Annotated in this window: 10 protein-coding genes; all 10 read left to right on the forward strand. The window is 54.1% G+C overall.

The genetic code is table 11. The features are described 5' to 3' along the window. Positions 1–17 precede the first annotated feature (17 nt). The 10 genes from GC090_RS07990 to tssC all read left to right on the forward strand — a co-directional run bounded on the left by GC090_RS07990 (position 18) and on the right by tssC (position 13,768). Positions 18–1,433 (forward strand): EmmdR/YeeO family multidrug/toxin efflux MATE transporter, encoded by a 1,416-nt coding sequence (locus tag GC090_RS07990; protein WP_039338298.1) that lies wholly within the window; start codon positions 18–20, stop codon positions 1,431–1,433. Between the two features lie 1,078 nt (positions 1,434–2,511). After that, positions 2,512–3,108, forward strand: coding sequence for an SH3 domain-containing protein (locus GC090_RS07995; RefSeq protein WP_263757862.1), 597 nt, complete (start codon positions 2,512–2,514; stop codon positions 3,106–3,108). A 23-nt stretch (positions 3,109–3,131) separates the two neighbouring features. After that, positions 3,132–3,635, forward strand: coding sequence for a type VI secretion system lipoprotein TssJ (gene tssJ / locus GC090_RS08000; RefSeq protein ID WP_058708365.1), 504 nt, complete (start codon positions 3,132–3,134; stop codon positions 3,633–3,635). 21 nt (positions 3,636–3,656) lie between these two features. Beyond that, a complete protein-coding gene (gene tssK / locus GC090_RS08005; RefSeq protein WP_324021308.1) occupies positions 3,657–4,997 on the forward strand; it encodes a type VI secretion system baseplate subunit TssK in 1,341 nt (446 codons plus the stop codon). 16 nt (positions 4,998–5,013) lie between these two features. Next, positions 5,014–6,261 (forward strand): DotU family type VI secretion system protein, encoded by a 1,248-nt coding sequence (locus tag GC090_RS08010; protein ID WP_080752842.1) that lies wholly within the window; start codon positions 5,014–5,016, stop codon positions 6,259–6,261. Positions 6,262–6,264: 3 nt separating this feature from the next. Next, positions 6,265–9,891 (forward strand): type VI secretion system membrane subunit TssM, encoded by a 3,627-nt coding sequence (gene tssM / locus GC090_RS08015; protein WP_205950424.1) that lies wholly within the window; start codon positions 6,265–6,267, stop codon positions 9,889–9,891. Positions 9,892–9,905: 14 nt separating this feature from the next. Then, complete coding sequence (gene tagF / locus GC090_RS08020) at positions 9,906–10,622, forward strand: type VI secretion system-associated protein TagF (RefSeq protein ID WP_033742168.1); 717 nt, start codon at positions 9,906–9,908, stop codon at positions 10,620–10,622. A gap of 10 nt (positions 10,623–10,632) precedes the next feature. Beyond that, complete coding sequence (tssA, locus tag GC090_RS08025; RefSeq protein WP_033742167.1) at positions 10,633–11,658, forward strand: type VI secretion system protein TssA; 1,026 nt, start codon at positions 10,633–10,635, stop codon at positions 11,656–11,658. A gap of 80 nt (positions 11,659–11,738) precedes the next feature. Further along, positions 11,739–12,269, forward strand: coding sequence for a type VI secretion system contractile sheath small subunit (tssB, locus tag GC090_RS08030; RefSeq protein ID WP_033742165.1), 531 nt, complete (start codon positions 11,739–11,741; stop codon positions 12,267–12,269). Beyond that, positions 12,269–13,768: a type VI secretion system contractile sheath large subunit gene (gene tssC / locus GC090_RS08035; protein ID WP_033742163.1), complete on the forward strand. Its 1,500-nt coding sequence runs from the start codon at positions 12,269–12,271 to the stop codon at positions 13,766–13,768. Before tssB ends, tssC begins: the two co-directional genes overlap by 1 nt. Positions 13,769–14,147: the final 379 nt, after the last annotated feature.

A 14,147-nucleotide genomic window follows, 5' to 3' on the forward strand; every position in this document is an offset into this window, starting at 1 on the left:
ATCCCGGCGTAGCAGTGGTGCAGGCGATTAAGCGCACGGCGTGGTATCCGAAACGTCGCGCTTACCGCACGCTGTACTGGCGTGAAATTTCGCCTCTTGCAGTTCCTATCTTTTTTGAAAATGCCTGTGTGCTACTGATGGGCGTGTTAAGTACCTTCCTGGTGAGCTGGCTGGGCAAAGAAGCCATGGCCGGCGTCGGGCTGGCAGACAGCTTCAACATGGTCGTCATCTCCTTTTTTGCCGCCATCGACCTGGGAACCACGGTAGTGGTCGCGTTTAGCCTGGCCAGACGCAATGGTAAACGGGCCCGCGCCGCAACACGGCAGTCGCTGGCAATGATGACGGTATTAGCCCTGGTGCTGGTTATCGCCATTGAGTTCTGGGGGCATCTGATTATTGACGCCATCGCAGGCGCAGCAGAACCGAAAGTGAAAGCCCTGGCACTCAGCTATCTGCAGGTTTCCGCATGGAGTTATCCGGCGGCGGCCATTACGCTGATTGGTAGCGGTGCGCTGCGTGGGGCAGGGAACACGAAAATACCGATGCTGATTAACGGTGGGATGAATATCCTTAACATCGTTATCAGCAGTGTGCTGATTTATGGCTGTTTTTCGTGGAAGGGGCTGGGCTTTGTGGGGGCCGGATTAGGGCTGACAATTACCCGCTACATTGGCGCAATAGCGGTCATCTACGTGTTAATGATTGGCTTCAACGCCTCACTGAGAATTTCGCTGTCCAGCTATTTCAGGCGCTGGAACAGCAGTATTTTATTTGAAGTCTTAAGCATCGGTGTGCCGGCCAGTATTGAATCCGTGCTGTTTAACGGCGGGAAGTTACTGACACAGGTCTTTGTGGCGGGCATGGGCACCAACGAAATTGCCGGCAATTTTATCGCGTTTTCAATCGCCTCACTGATTAACCTGCCTGGTAATGCGCTGGGATCGGCGTCGACCATTATTACGGGAAAACGCTTAGGTAAATACCAGGTTTTTCAGGCAGAGCGGCAAATCAAGCACGTCTATCTGTTGGCTACAATCTGTCTGACAGGCGTTGCTGCGCTGACCATACCGCTGGCGGGGCTGCTGGCACGCTTCTACACCAGCGATCCGGAAGTGATTAGCGTTACCAAACACCTTATCTGGCTGAATGCCCTGTTTATGCCGATTTGGGCCGCCTCCTGGGTGCTCCCCGCCGGCCTGAAGGGCGCGCGTGATGCCCGTTATACGATGTATGTATCGATGTTCAGTATGTGGTGCGCAAGGGTTGTTATTGGTTATCTGTTGGGCATTGAACTCGGTATGGGCGTGATTGGTGTCTGGCTGGGCATGTTCCTTGACTGGACGGTGCGCGGCGGATTTTTCTGGTGGCGACTGAAAAGCGGAAAATGGCTTAATAACTACCGCAAGATGCTCGCCAGGGCAGAATCCACCTGAATACCTTTAGCCACCCGTTTGTGAGAGGGGATGATGCGTGGCAGCTTCGCGCCGCGCATCATCACAGTTTGTTTTAATACTGCCACGCTTTTCATTTACCTGCCTCTACACAGGTTTCGTCATTCGTCAGGACGGTTCTGTGCCCACTTTTCCCGCAAAGCGGACGAAATGCGTTCGAATCCAGGGCCGCGCGCATCGCCTCTTGATAGGAATACTCTTAAATTTAACGCCATTGCTTCGTTTAACGCTTTGATTAATATGTGTTATTGATTTTGTTTCAGAAAGACCAGACAGCAAAATTTGACTTAATTCCTCTTTTCAACTTACGCATCGCGTTTGAGCTGACGGTTTTCTCAGCGTTCAGGGCCATCCGGCACCTTAAAATATTCATCTGGCTTAAGCTTTTATACTAAAGGATAGGGGCGCTGAGACCATAGATGAGTATCAGATGTACGAAATGTGCAGGTTTCACCGTATTGTCATCTGTTTGAGTTAGTAAAAAACATAAGTACTATTACTTAGTTACGTAACTGGGAGCTGTATTGAATTTTTCAAGGCAATATGTAAAGCTGTGTAAGATGTTAATAAATGGAAAAGAACTTTACACAGGCGAGCAGGATGTACAGGCTCGTGCGGTAGCTATGGTGCTGCATATTTTTTTGTAACCCATTGATTTATTGCTATTTGTGTGAGATCGACTGGAATTTAAGCAGGATGTTACCATTCTCCCCACACGAATAACGATTAACCAGCCCCGTTAAGTTTAACGATTACCTAACAAAAATCGTGTCTTACCAAAACCTAATCAGGCTGCTTTAATACCGTTTGCTTTTAGGAATGGGTCAGTTTGCTGAATGTATTTTGTGAAATTCAGCCGACCCGCTTCTCCGGTCATCAGGTTTTATGAACTGTGCCTATACTGTTCATGCTCATCGTATAAAATTTACACTCAATCAACGCTCCTATTCAGGCAACTTGTATTTTTAATCAATGACTTGGCGTCATCTGGCGTCCAGTTGACGTTGTGCAACAATACGACGCGCTGACCACCGGCCAAAGGCCACTTTTTTGGGTATTAATGGAACTAAATATGAAAAAAATGGTGAACTTTCGAATTGCATTAAGCCTGATGTTTGTTTTTGCTGTTGCAGGCTGTAAAACACCGCCAAAAATGACAGATGACACAATGGTCACCAATACCGTTGATGGCACTACCCTGATTCACCGTCATGCCGTAGCTGCGCCTGCACAGTTCACCGCCGTCAATGAGGGTTACCGTGCCCTGTATCCTGCCTCTGTGATGACACGCCCGGATTTTGGCGGCAAGGTCGTGGAAACGCTGAAAACGGGTGAAACCTATACCGTTGTGGGTCAGGTAGAAAATAACTGGCTGGCACTGGGCGAAGAAGCTGACGCGGTTTCACCACCCGCAACTGACGCGAAAGCCACCGACAGTAAGGGCGCCGCGCCTCAGGCACCGACCAATGCGGTCAAAGTCATTGGCTATGTGCCTTTCCGTGCAGTGGTAAAAAGCGATTTATACGACCAAACCATCAAAGCCGATCAGCCTAAGCGTCGTGCGCGTGCCGCCGCGAAGAAAAAGACCTGCGTCTCTGTTGATGGCAACAGCCAGGCCTGCCAGAACAGCAATAACGGTACCTGGATCATTAACTAAGTCAGGGGCAGGGAGGGGCAGATATGGCACATACCCACTTGCGCGCTGGCCTGAAAAAATGGCTCTGGCCCTTCCTGCTACTTCTGCTGACCGCATGCAGTAGCAGTAAGCCCGATATCGCGCGCTACAACCTGAATTTTCAGGCGCATCCCCCCATCAACGCCGGCGCGCCGCTCAAAGTGCGCGTCATGCTGTTGACGTCGGATGCCGAGTTTATGTCCGCTGATTTCTTCACATTACAGAATCAACCCGCGACAGCATTAGGCAATACGCTACTTAACAGTCAGCAGTTTTTCCTGATGTCCGGTCAGCTCAGTAAAACGCTGAGTGCGAAAAGCCTGCCTGAGGCACGGTTTATCGGCATCATGGCGGAATATCAAAAGCTGGATGGCAAAGTGTGGCGGCTGGCGCTGCCTTTCCCGGACAGCGAGAGCAGTTCATTCTGGCAGTTCTGGAAAAGCAATGATGGTGAGCTAAACGCCAACATTATCGTTGACGATGCCGGTATGCGTCCCGTTAAGCAATAACACCGTCTTCAAAGGATGATTATGAACAGAGCCGAAAAGGTTGTTTGGGCGGAAGGGATGTTTTTGCGTCCTCACCATTTCCAGCAGGCAGAAAATTTTCTGCAAAGCTCGCTGCGTGAATGGGGCCAGTCGCAACGTCCTTACATTTGGGGATTTTTCGATCTCGAATTTGATGAAGCGCTGTTACGGCAGGGCAAGCTGGCGCTCAATGCCGCCAGTGGATGTCTGCCGGATGGGACGTTTTTTGCTTTCAGCCAGCCCCAGCAAGGTCCAGCCCCCTTAGACGTGCCCGCGAATATTGACCGGGCGAAAGTGGTGCTGGCCATCCCCGCGCGGCGTAATGGCCGCGAAGCGGTAACGTTTGAAGATGCGCCAGATTCTCTGGCGCGCTATCTCGCCTGGGAAGCGGAAGTCGAAGATGACAACGCGCAGGCTGTTGGCACCGCCACCGTCCAGTTTGGCAAGCTTCGCCTGCGGTTAATGCTGGAGCAGGATCTGACCGCAGAGTGGACGGCCATGGGCGTGGCGCAGATTGTTGAAAAACGCAGTGACAACCACATTCGTTTAGACAATGACTACATCCCTCCTACCTTAACGCTTGCAGGCAGTCGTCCGCTTCAGAGCATGATGACGGATTTGCACGGTATGATTCAGCAGCGCAGCCAGCAACTGAGCCAGCGCGCGCCAGGTACCGGGCGTTTTAACAGTGCAGATATGGTGGATTTCATGCTGCTGGCGCTCCTTAATCGCCAGTTGGGGCTGCACTCTCATCTGCAGCACCTGCCGTTACTGCATCCTGAAACGCTCTACAGCCACTGGTTACAACTGGCCGCGGAACTGGCAACCTGGACGCAGGCCCGTACGCCTGACGCGCTTCCCGTTTACGATCACGATGATCTGCAAGGTTGCTTTTCGCGCCTCACCCTGTTGCTGCGTCAGGGGCTGTCGCAGGTCATGGAAGAGAGCGCCATTCAACTGCCACTGACGCAGCGTTCACACGGCCTGAACGTCGCCACCGTGCCAGACAACAGCATGGTACGTGAATTTGGCTTTGTGCTGGCCGTCAAGGCAAGCGTTCCCGCCGATGCACTCAAAACCCATTTCCCGGCACAGATGAAGGTCGCGCCTGTGACCAAAATTCGCGATCTCGTGCAGTTGCAGCTTCCGGGGCTGGCCCTGAGAGCCATGCCTGGCGCGCCCCCGCAAATCCCCTGGCACGCCGGATACAGCTATTTTGAGTTGGATAAAAACAGCGAGCTGTGGCAGGAGATGGAACGATCGGGTGCCTTCGCGCTGCACCTTGCCGGTGAGTTTCCGGGCCTGAACATGGAGTTCTGGGCCATTCGCAGTCAGTCAGAATAATTCAAACTGAGCAGGCATGATGCAGGAACAAAACAAACCGAACAGTGATGCTTTTCAGCAGGAGTTAAGTCTGAGCCATCAGAACACGCTGGTGGCCGCAGCTAATCCGCTGATCAACGCCATTCCCCAGATTCGTCACTCGGTATCGCATGACGATCCAGCCCGTTTACGCCAGCAACTTATCGAACAGATTCGTCGTTTCGAGCTGGCCTGTCAGCAGTCGGGTCTGAGCTACGAAGTGATCGTTGGCGCACGTTACTGCCTGTGTACGGCGCTGGACGAAGCCGCTGCGCTGACGCCCTGGGGCAGCCGCGGTGTGTGGACCAGTAATGGCTTGCTGGTAACTTTTCACAACGAAACCTGGGGTGGCGAAAAGTTTTTCCAGCTGCTGGCTAAACTGTCACAAAATCCGCGACAGCATATTCTGTTACTGGAGCTAATTTATTTCTGTCTGGTGCTGGGGTTCGAAGGGCGCTACCGCGTACTCGACAACGGGCGTTCACAACTGGACACCATTAAACAGCGCCTGCTGCAGATGATCCGAAGCGTCAGGGGAAGTTTTGCCGCTGCGCTTTCGCCGCATCCTACCGATCAACCGGTGTTGCGCAAACTGTGGCGACCGATGATTCCGCTGTGGGCCTGCGCCGCGCTGGCGGGCCTGGCGGCCTGCCTGTTCTACATTGTGCTTAACTGGCGGCTGGGGGATTACACCTCGCCGGTGCTGGCCAAAATTTATCAGACGACGCTGCCTGAAGTGCAGATTCGTAATCCGGCACCGCCGCCGCCGCCGTCACTGAACCTGAAGTCCTTCCTCAAACCAGAAATCGATGAAGGCCTGGTCGCGGTGCGTGACGAGGCCGATCAGAGCGTGGTGACGCTGAAAGGAGACGGCTTATTCGCCTCTGGATCAACGGAAGTTCGTGGGCGTTATGATGCGGTGATTCAGCGCATTGCCGAGGCCATGAACAACGTCAGCGGGAAAATCCTGGTCGTGGGATACAGCGATAACGTACCGATTCGCAGTGCACGTTTTGCATCGAACTACGAGCTGTCGCTGGCTCGCGCTCAGTCCGTTCAGAACCTGTTGCAAAAACAGCTGGCCAATCCGTCACGTGTCAAAGCGGAAGGGCGGGGCGAAACGCACCCGCTGGTGCCTAATAACAGTGCAGAGAACCGCGCCCGCAACCGTCGTGTTGAAATCACGCTGCAGGTCGCACCTGACACGACGAAAGCTGAACTTAACGGCCTGGCAAGAGGGAACTAATCCATGCTGAATGTCCTGTTTTCGATACTGACCAGCCGCCTGGCGTGGGGCTTCGTCGGTATCACAGCGTTATCATTTATCATTTGGGTCATCGGTCCGGTGTTCTCGATAGTGGATTCCCGGCCGCTGGAGTCTGAACAGAACCGCATGATCAGTATTGCGCTGCTGTATGTGGTCTGGGGCCTGAGTCAGGCGATCCCACGTCTGTATAACTACTGGCTGAACCGTAAACTGATGTCCAGTCTGAAGACCAGCAAACCGGACGCACCTGAGGAAGAGCGCAAACGCCTGACCAGTGAGGATCAGGTGCTTGCCAGCCGCTTCTCTGAAGCGACAGAAATGCTAAAAAAGGCGCATTTTCAGCGCCAGAGCAGCAAAGGCGCCCCTTTCTGGGCGCAGCGCTTCAGCCATCAGTACCTGTACCAACTGCCGTGGTACATGATTATCGGTGCGCCTGGCGCGGGTAAAACGACGGCGCTGGTGAATTCCGGTTTGCAGTTTCCGCTGGCCGATAAATTTGGCAAAGCGGCCTTACGCGGTATTGGCGGAACACGAAACTGCGACTGGTGGTTTACAAATGAAGCTGTCCTGCTGGATACCGCAGGACGCTATACCACGCAGGAAAGTCAGCAGGAGCGTGATGCCAGTGAATGGCACCATTTTCTGGCGCTGTTGCGCAAATACCGTGGCCGTCAGCCTGTAAACGGCGTCATTGTGACACTGAGCGTGGCTGATCTGTTGTCGCAGTCGCCCGACGCCATGCGTAATCAGGCGATGGCGCTGCGTCAGCGCCTGATGGAACTTCACGATCAACTGGGCATTCGCTTTCCGGTTTATGTGCTGGTCACTAAAGCTGACCTGTTAAAAGGTTTCCGCAGTTATTTTGCCAGCCTGGATAAAACACAGCGCGAACAGATCTGGGGATTTACCTTCCCATGGGCGAAAGCCTCGACAGCGGATTTCGAACTGAGCAGCCAGTTCCAGCAGGAATATGCTCTGTTGCAACAGCGGCTGGATGCCGGGCTGGCGGATGTTCTGCTGGCGGAAAGTGATGCGCAGGCGCGGGCAGAAAGTTATCTGTTCCCACAAGAATTTGCCGCGCTGCGCCCACAGTTGGCTGAAGCGCTGGATATTCTCTTTGCCCGTTCTGATTTCGAAACGCAGTTTGCGCCGCGCGGGATCTATTTCGCCAGCGGCACCCAGGAAGGGCTGCCATTTGACCGTGTGATGGGCGAACTGACACGTGCACTGCACTTGCCGGGCCAGCAGCAGGGCGAGTCAGGTAGCTGGGACAAGGTGGATAAAGAGGCCCCGATTCCGCAGAACAAAGGCCAGAGTTTCTTCCTGAAAGGGGTGCTGGAAAACGTCATTTTCCAGGAGTCGGGCCTGGCGGGCAGCAATCGCTGGTGGGAACTCCGTAATCGCGTAGGGCTCTGGTCGGGCTACCTGGCCTTGCTTATCCTGGTGCTGATTGCGGGGACATTGTGGCTGATCAGCTATAACAAAAATAAAACTTATCTGCAGGAGATGGCGGCCAAAACGCCGCAGGTCGAGCAACTGGGTGACAAACTGCAAAAAGAGGTGAACGGTAACCTGTTTGCGCTGGTCCCTTATCTCAACACGCTGTTGCACCTGCCGGAAAGCGCGTCTTTTTCCCTGGAGCATCCGCCGCTGACGCGTCGCATGGGGCTGTATCGGGGTACCGAAGTGAGTGACGCCACGCAGGCGTTATACGATCGCGCACTTAAACAACTGTTGATGCCACAAGTGGCGCAAAATATTACCCGCTGGTTACGCAATGACAACGGCAGCGATGCCGATTACAGCTATGAAGCCCTGAAGGCTTATCAGATGCTGTATCAGCCAAAGCACTATGACGGTAAGTTTCTTCAGGCGTGGATGATGTTAAATATCTCCCGTGAACTGCCTCAGGATGTGACACAGGCGGAGGTGAAACAGCTGGCGTGGCACCTGCAGCAGTTGCTGGAAACACAGATCCAGTCCTCGCCCTATGCGAAGGATGACGCGCTGGTAAAGCGCGAGCAGGCGCTGATTAGTCAGATGCCGCTGTCACAGCGCGTTTACGGACGCCTGAAACGCCTGCTGGAACGCGATAGTGCATTGTCACCCGTGACCCTGGCTGCCCTGGGTGGGCCGCAAAGCGAACTGGTGTTCTCACGTAAAAGCGGTAAATCCGTGAATGAAGGTGTGTCCGGACTTTTCACGCCCGACGGCTACTGGAACCACGTTGATAAAGAGATCGCCCCCGTGACGGATGCCCTCTATAAGGATGATATCTGGGTGCTGGGCGGCGAAACGGCCCATGAAGACAGCAAACAAACCGATATGGCGGTGCGTCAGCTGTATATTCAGGACTATATTCGCCAGTGGGAGCAGTTTCTCAGCGATATCCAGCTCAACAGCAGTGCCGATTTAACGCAGCGTATTAATACCGCACGTCTGTTATCCAGTAACCATTCCCCGCTGCGGCAACTGGTTATTAATTTAAGTAAACAGCTCACGCTGACGCGGGCACAACCTGACGACAAGAGCGCGAAAAATGCCGCAGCCGCGTCAGATAACAGTGCCACGCGCACGTTACAGGCACTGTTTACCTCGCCGCGCTCGAATGGTGAACAGGGTGCGGTGCAGCAAACGCCTGAACAAGCGGTAACGGCCCATTTCGCACCGATTATCGAACTGGCACAGCCATTGCAACAGGGCAGCAAAGTGCTGGCCGTGGATGATTTCCTGAAGCAGATTGACGACCTCTATCGTTACCTCACGGCCGTACAGGACGCGGCGAACAGCGGAATGCCACCGCCGTCCAGTGATGCGATCAGCCGTCTGCAGGCCAGCGCGGGCCGTTTGCCTGGCTCGCTGCAAAATATGGTCTCCGGTATGGCTGTCGGTGCCAGCAGTGATGCACAGCGTCGCGATATGGATAACGTCCGCAAGCGCATTACCATGGAAGTTGGCAGTTTCTGTCGCCAGGCGATTGCCGGCCGCTATCCTTTAGTGCGCAACGCGCGAAGTGAAGTCACGCCTGACGACCTGGCGCGCATGTTTGCGCCAGGCAGCGGACTGATGGACAGCTTCTTCCGGGACAATCTGGCCAGTAAAGTGGATACCACCCGCGCGGCATGGCGTTTCACGCCGGGCATTGATGGTAAAACGTTACCGGGGGGCGAAGCGCTGCTGCGTCCGTTCCAGCAGGCTCAGTCGATTCGCGATGCGTTTTTTGCCAATGGTGCCACCACGCCTTCTTTCCGCGTGACGTTGCGCACGGTAAAAATGGACAACGACATTCTTAATATGACGCTGGACGTGGACGGGCAAATCTTACGCTACAGTCATGGTCCACAGGCGGTGCAGTTAGTCAGCTGGCCCGGTCCGGGGGGAACCAGTCAGGTACGCATGCAACTGGGCCTGACGAATGGCACAACCTCCACGCTGACCACCAGCGGGCCATGGGCGCTTAATCGCTTCTTTGACCGCGCACAGGTCACCTCGGTCGGTGGACTGACACGCGAAGCCAGCTTTAATGTGGACGGCCATAATGTGACGTTGTCCTTTACGCCGGGCAGCATCAGGAACCCCTTCCAGCTCCCTGCATTTAGCTGTCCCTGAAACAGGATCTGACTATGACTCAATACGCAGCACCTGGCTGGTACGGCAAACTGCCCAGTTCGGGTGATTTCGTAAAACGACGTTTCCCCGATACCCTGCAGCGCCAGTGGTCGAACTGGTTTCAGGTAGGATTGCATCACTGGCAAACCAGTGCGGAAGGCGAGCATTCCGCGTCCCGGGCCTTTCTTAAAGCGCCCGTATGGAATTTTGTCATACCGCCCATGTTAGGTACGCAGCTGATTCAGATGGGCTGTCTGACCGCCGCGCGCGACAGCGTCGGGCGACATTATCCGCTCTGTGCGTTGCGCTACTTTACGCCGACGGAATGGGCCCCGTTATTGCTGGCCCGCGCCGGTGACTGGTATCACCAGATGGGCAATACCTTGTTGCGGGCGGTTCAGGAGGGTGGCACGCCCGAGCAGTTTGATCAGGCGTTGTTAAGTATTCCCCTTCCACAGCCTCAGGAAGGCGAAGCCTCATCGGATATCTTATCGGTGATCGGCAGCGGGGAGAATAATGCCTCCACCCTGAGCTGGAATTTGCCATCACAGAGTTTTGATCCCCAGTTTCAAAGCAGTTTTTGGTGGACCAATCAGAGTGACGGTTTTCCGCTTTATACCCATGTCCACAGCGGCAACCTGACAGCGCAGTTATTTTCGCTGTTATTCGATCCGGCGGGCGGTGCAAAGCCCGGGCGAAATGGACTTTATCCTCCTATGTTTGAATCCTGAGGCGAAACGGATGAGTATTGATATTGACACGTTGCTGATACCGGTAAGCCACGATAATCCCTGCGGGGATAACCTGGAATACGATGCGGATTTTCAGGCGATGGAACAGGCCAGCGTAGGCAAAGCCGAGCAGCAGTTCGGCAATACCATCATTCCGGCCGAACCGGCTGACTGGAACAAGGTCGAAAAGCTGGCACTGGATTTAATGAGCCGCAGCAAAGATTTACGCGTCATGCTCACGCTGACGCACGCCTGGACTCGTCTCAAAGGGTTGCCCGGCTATGCACAGGGGTTGCAACTGATTGAGCAGGCCATGTCGCAATACTGGGAAACCTTGTGGCCACGTCTGGAAGAAGATGGCCAGCCCGATCCCTTTTACCGCATTAATGCCCTGGCCGTGCTGGGCGACCAGTCAGCCCTGGCGGGCGCGGTGCGCCAGTCGTGGCTGCTGCGTTATGCTTCCGACGGGATTACGCTTCGCGATGCCGCTGCATTATGTGACGGCAGTAAAACGGAAGTGCCAGACTACCCTGGCGGCCTGCCGCGTCTTAATGATGAACTGGCGCGAGGCGAGCAACCCGGCGTTGCGGCCATTCAGGACATTGGCGAACGTTTGCAGCGCATTCGTAGCCTGGTGACTGAAAAGCTGGATGAAACGGCCTTACCGGATATGAGTCAGCTTCAGCGCAGCTTCGCCATGCTGAATGAGCGTTGCCAGGCCACCGATATCGGCGCGTTACAGTCTCTGGCAGCGGCCGTACAGTCTGCACCGGAAACCGAAAACCCAACCGCGCCCAGGGCCGCGTCGCGCGCCGCTACAGACTGGCGCAGTGCTCAACTTAACTCGCGTGCTGAAGCGCAGTTAATGCTGGAAAAAGTGAAACAGTACTTTACGCAGCACGAGCCCAGCCATCCGGCACCGTTGATGATTGACCGTGTACAGCGCCTGATCGAACTCGACTTTATGGACATCATTCGCGACCTTGCGCCGGATGGTGTACATCAGTTAGAAAACATTTTTGGACGCCGCGACTAAGCTATCAGTGAAGTCTTAACGCAGCGAGACCTGCGCGCCTCCTGCGAGCCAGTAACCGCGCATTATTTATGGAGAGAACCATGCCAACAATGAAGTCCAGTGGGCAGAAATTTATCGCCCGCAATCGCGCGCCACGCGTTCAGATTGAATATGACGTGGAAGTTTATGGTGCAGAACGAAAAATTCAGTTGCCCTTCATCATGGGCGTACTGGCCGATTTAGCCGGTAAGCCGCTGGAGCCGCAGGCCAGCGTTGACGACCGCAAATTCCTGGAAATCGACATCGATAACTTCGATGAGCGCATGAAAGCCATGAAGCCACGCGCTGCATTCCAGGTCGACAATACGCTGAACGGCGACGGCAAACTGAATATTGACCTGACTTTTGAAAGCATGGACGATTTCTCCCCGGATGCCATTGCCCGTAAAGTCGAACCACTTAACAGCCTGCTGGAAGCACGTACTCAGCTTTCAAATCTGCTGACCTATATGGATGGCAAAAATGGCGCTGAAGAGCTTATCGGCAAAATTCTTCAGGATCCGACCCTGCTGCAGGCGCTGACGCATGTGCCTAAGCAGGCGGATGCCGCAGAAGGGAAGGAGGAGCAATAATGAATCAGACTTCTCAACAACCCCAGTCACAGGGCGATGCCAGTTTTAGTCAGGACGAGTTTAGTGCCTTACTGAACAAAGAGTTTCGTCCAAAGAGTGATCAGGCGCGCGAAGCGGTAGAAAGCGCGGTGAAAACGCTGGCACAGCAGGCGCTGGAAAATACGGTGACCGTTTCCAGCGATGCTTACCGCACCATTCAGGCACTGATTGCTGAGATTGATGAAAAGCTGTCTCAGCAGGTCAATCAGATTATTCACCATGAAGAGTTTCAGAAGCTGGAAAGCGCCTGGCGCGGTCTGAGCTATCTGGTGAATAACACGGAAACCGATGAGATGCTGAAGATTCGTTTCATGAGCATCTCTAAACAGGAGCTGGGCCGCACGCTCAAGCGCTATAAAGGCGTGGGCTGGGATCAAAGTCCGCTGTTTAAGAAAATCTATGAACAGGAATACGGCCAGTTCGGTGGCGAGCCGTTCGGTTGCCTGGTCGGCGATTACTACTTCGACCACAGCCCGCAGGACGTTGAGCTGCTGGGCGAGATGGCCCGCATCGGTGCGGCCGCGCACTGTCCGTTTATCACCGGTACCGCGCCAGGCGTTATGCAGATGGAATCCTGGCAGGAGCTGGCGAATCCACGCGATCTGACCAAAATCTTCCAGAATACCGAATATGCCGCCTGGCGCAGCCTGCGCGAATCGGAAGATGCGCGTTACCTGGGCCTGGTAATGCCGCGCTTCCTGTCTCGTCTGCCTTACGGCATTCGTACCAACCCGGTTGACAGCTTCGATTTTGAAGAGCAGACCGATGGCTCGGATCACAGCAACTACAGCTGGACCAACGCAGCTTATGCGATGGCGGCCAACATCAACCGTTCATTTAAAGAGTACGGCTGGTGTACCTCCATCCGTGGCGTGGAATCAGGTGGCGCAGTGGAAAACCTGCCCTGCCATACGTTCCCCAGCGATGACGGCGGCGTGGACATGAAGTGCCCGACCGAGATCGCCATCAGCGATCGCCGTGAAGCCGAACTGGCGAAAAATGGCTTTATGCCGCTGGTCCACCGTAAAAACTCTGACTTCGCCGCGTTTATTGGCGCACAGTCGCTGCAAAAACCGGCGGAATACCATGATGCGGACGCTACCGCGAATGCCCGTCTGGCTGCCCGTCTGCCGTACCTGTTCGCCTGCTGCCGTTTCGCTCACTATCTGAAGTGCATTGTGCGCGACAAGATTGGTTCATTCCGTGAGCGTGACGATATGGAACGCTGGCTGAATGACTGGATAATGAACTATGTCGATGGTGACCCGGCTAACTCTTCACAGGAAACCAAATCACGCAAGCCACTGGCTGCGGCGGAGGTGAATGTGGAAGAGCAGGAAGACAACCCTGGCTACTATGCAGCGAAATTCTTCCTGCGCCCGCATTATCAGCTGGAAGGATTAACAGTGTCGCTGCGTCTGGTATCGAAGCTGCCTTCGCTGAAGTCGAACGAGAATTAAATTTTTTTGCAATGTAAAGCACGTCCAGGTGGCGTGCTTTTTCAGACGATTAAGCATGACCTTTTTCACATCAAAAATTCTGTTGCCCGCAAAATAAACCTTTTCTGAAAATACTGGCTCCGGTAGAAGGTCTACGGGTTTCGACCGGGCTATAAAGGTATAATGGCAGGCTGCCCAATCAGATATTTTGCTGTTACTGGTCGGCCAGATAAATAATTAGCTTAACTGTTCTGTTATCGCTGTGAGAATGGATAGGGGTTAAGTCATCAGCCTGCAACAGAATGAATGACATAATTAAATTTAGCGTATATACGACGGATGCCTTATGTGCGTCAGCATTCATTTGACATACCGATACGGCAAAAAAATCTCCTGCTGT

Origin of the sequence: Pantoea sp. JZ29 (assembly GCF_035190385.1) — a bacterium.
Classification (GTDB): Bacteria; Pseudomonadota; Gammaproteobacteria; order Enterobacterales; family Enterobacteriaceae; genus Pantoea; species Pantoea stewartii.

Coding starts and splice junctions, on each gene's coding strand:
- GC090_RS07995 (WP_263757862.1), top strand. CDS start 2,512: ATGGAACTAAATATGAAAAAAATGGTGAACTTTCGAATTGCATTAAGC.
- tssJ (WP_058708365.1), top strand. CDS start 3,132: ATGGCACATACCCACTTGCGCGCTGGCCTGAAAAAATGGCTCTGGCCC.
- tssK (WP_324021308.1), top strand. CDS start 3,657: ATGAACAGAGCCGAAAAGGTTGTTTGGGCGGAAGGGATGTTTTTGCGT.
- GC090_RS08010 (WP_080752842.1), top strand. CDS start 5,014: ATGATGCAGGAACAAAACAAACCGAACAGTGATGCTTTTCAGCAGGAG.
- tssM (WP_205950424.1), top strand. CDS start 6,265: ATGCTGAATGTCCTGTTTTCGATACTGACCAGCCGCCTGGCGTGGGGC.
- tagF (WP_033742168.1), top strand. CDS start 9,906: ATGACTCAATACGCAGCACCTGGCTGGTACGGCAAACTGCCCAGTTCG.
- tssA (WP_033742167.1), top strand. CDS start 10,633: ATGAGTATTGATATTGACACGTTGCTGATACCGGTAAGCCACGATAAT.
- tssB (WP_033742165.1), top strand. CDS start 11,739: ATGCCAACAATGAAGTCCAGTGGGCAGAAATTTATCGCCCGCAATCGC.
- tssC (WP_033742163.1), top strand. CDS start 12,269: ATGAATCAGACTTCTCAACAACCCCAGTCACAGGGCGATGCCAGTTTT.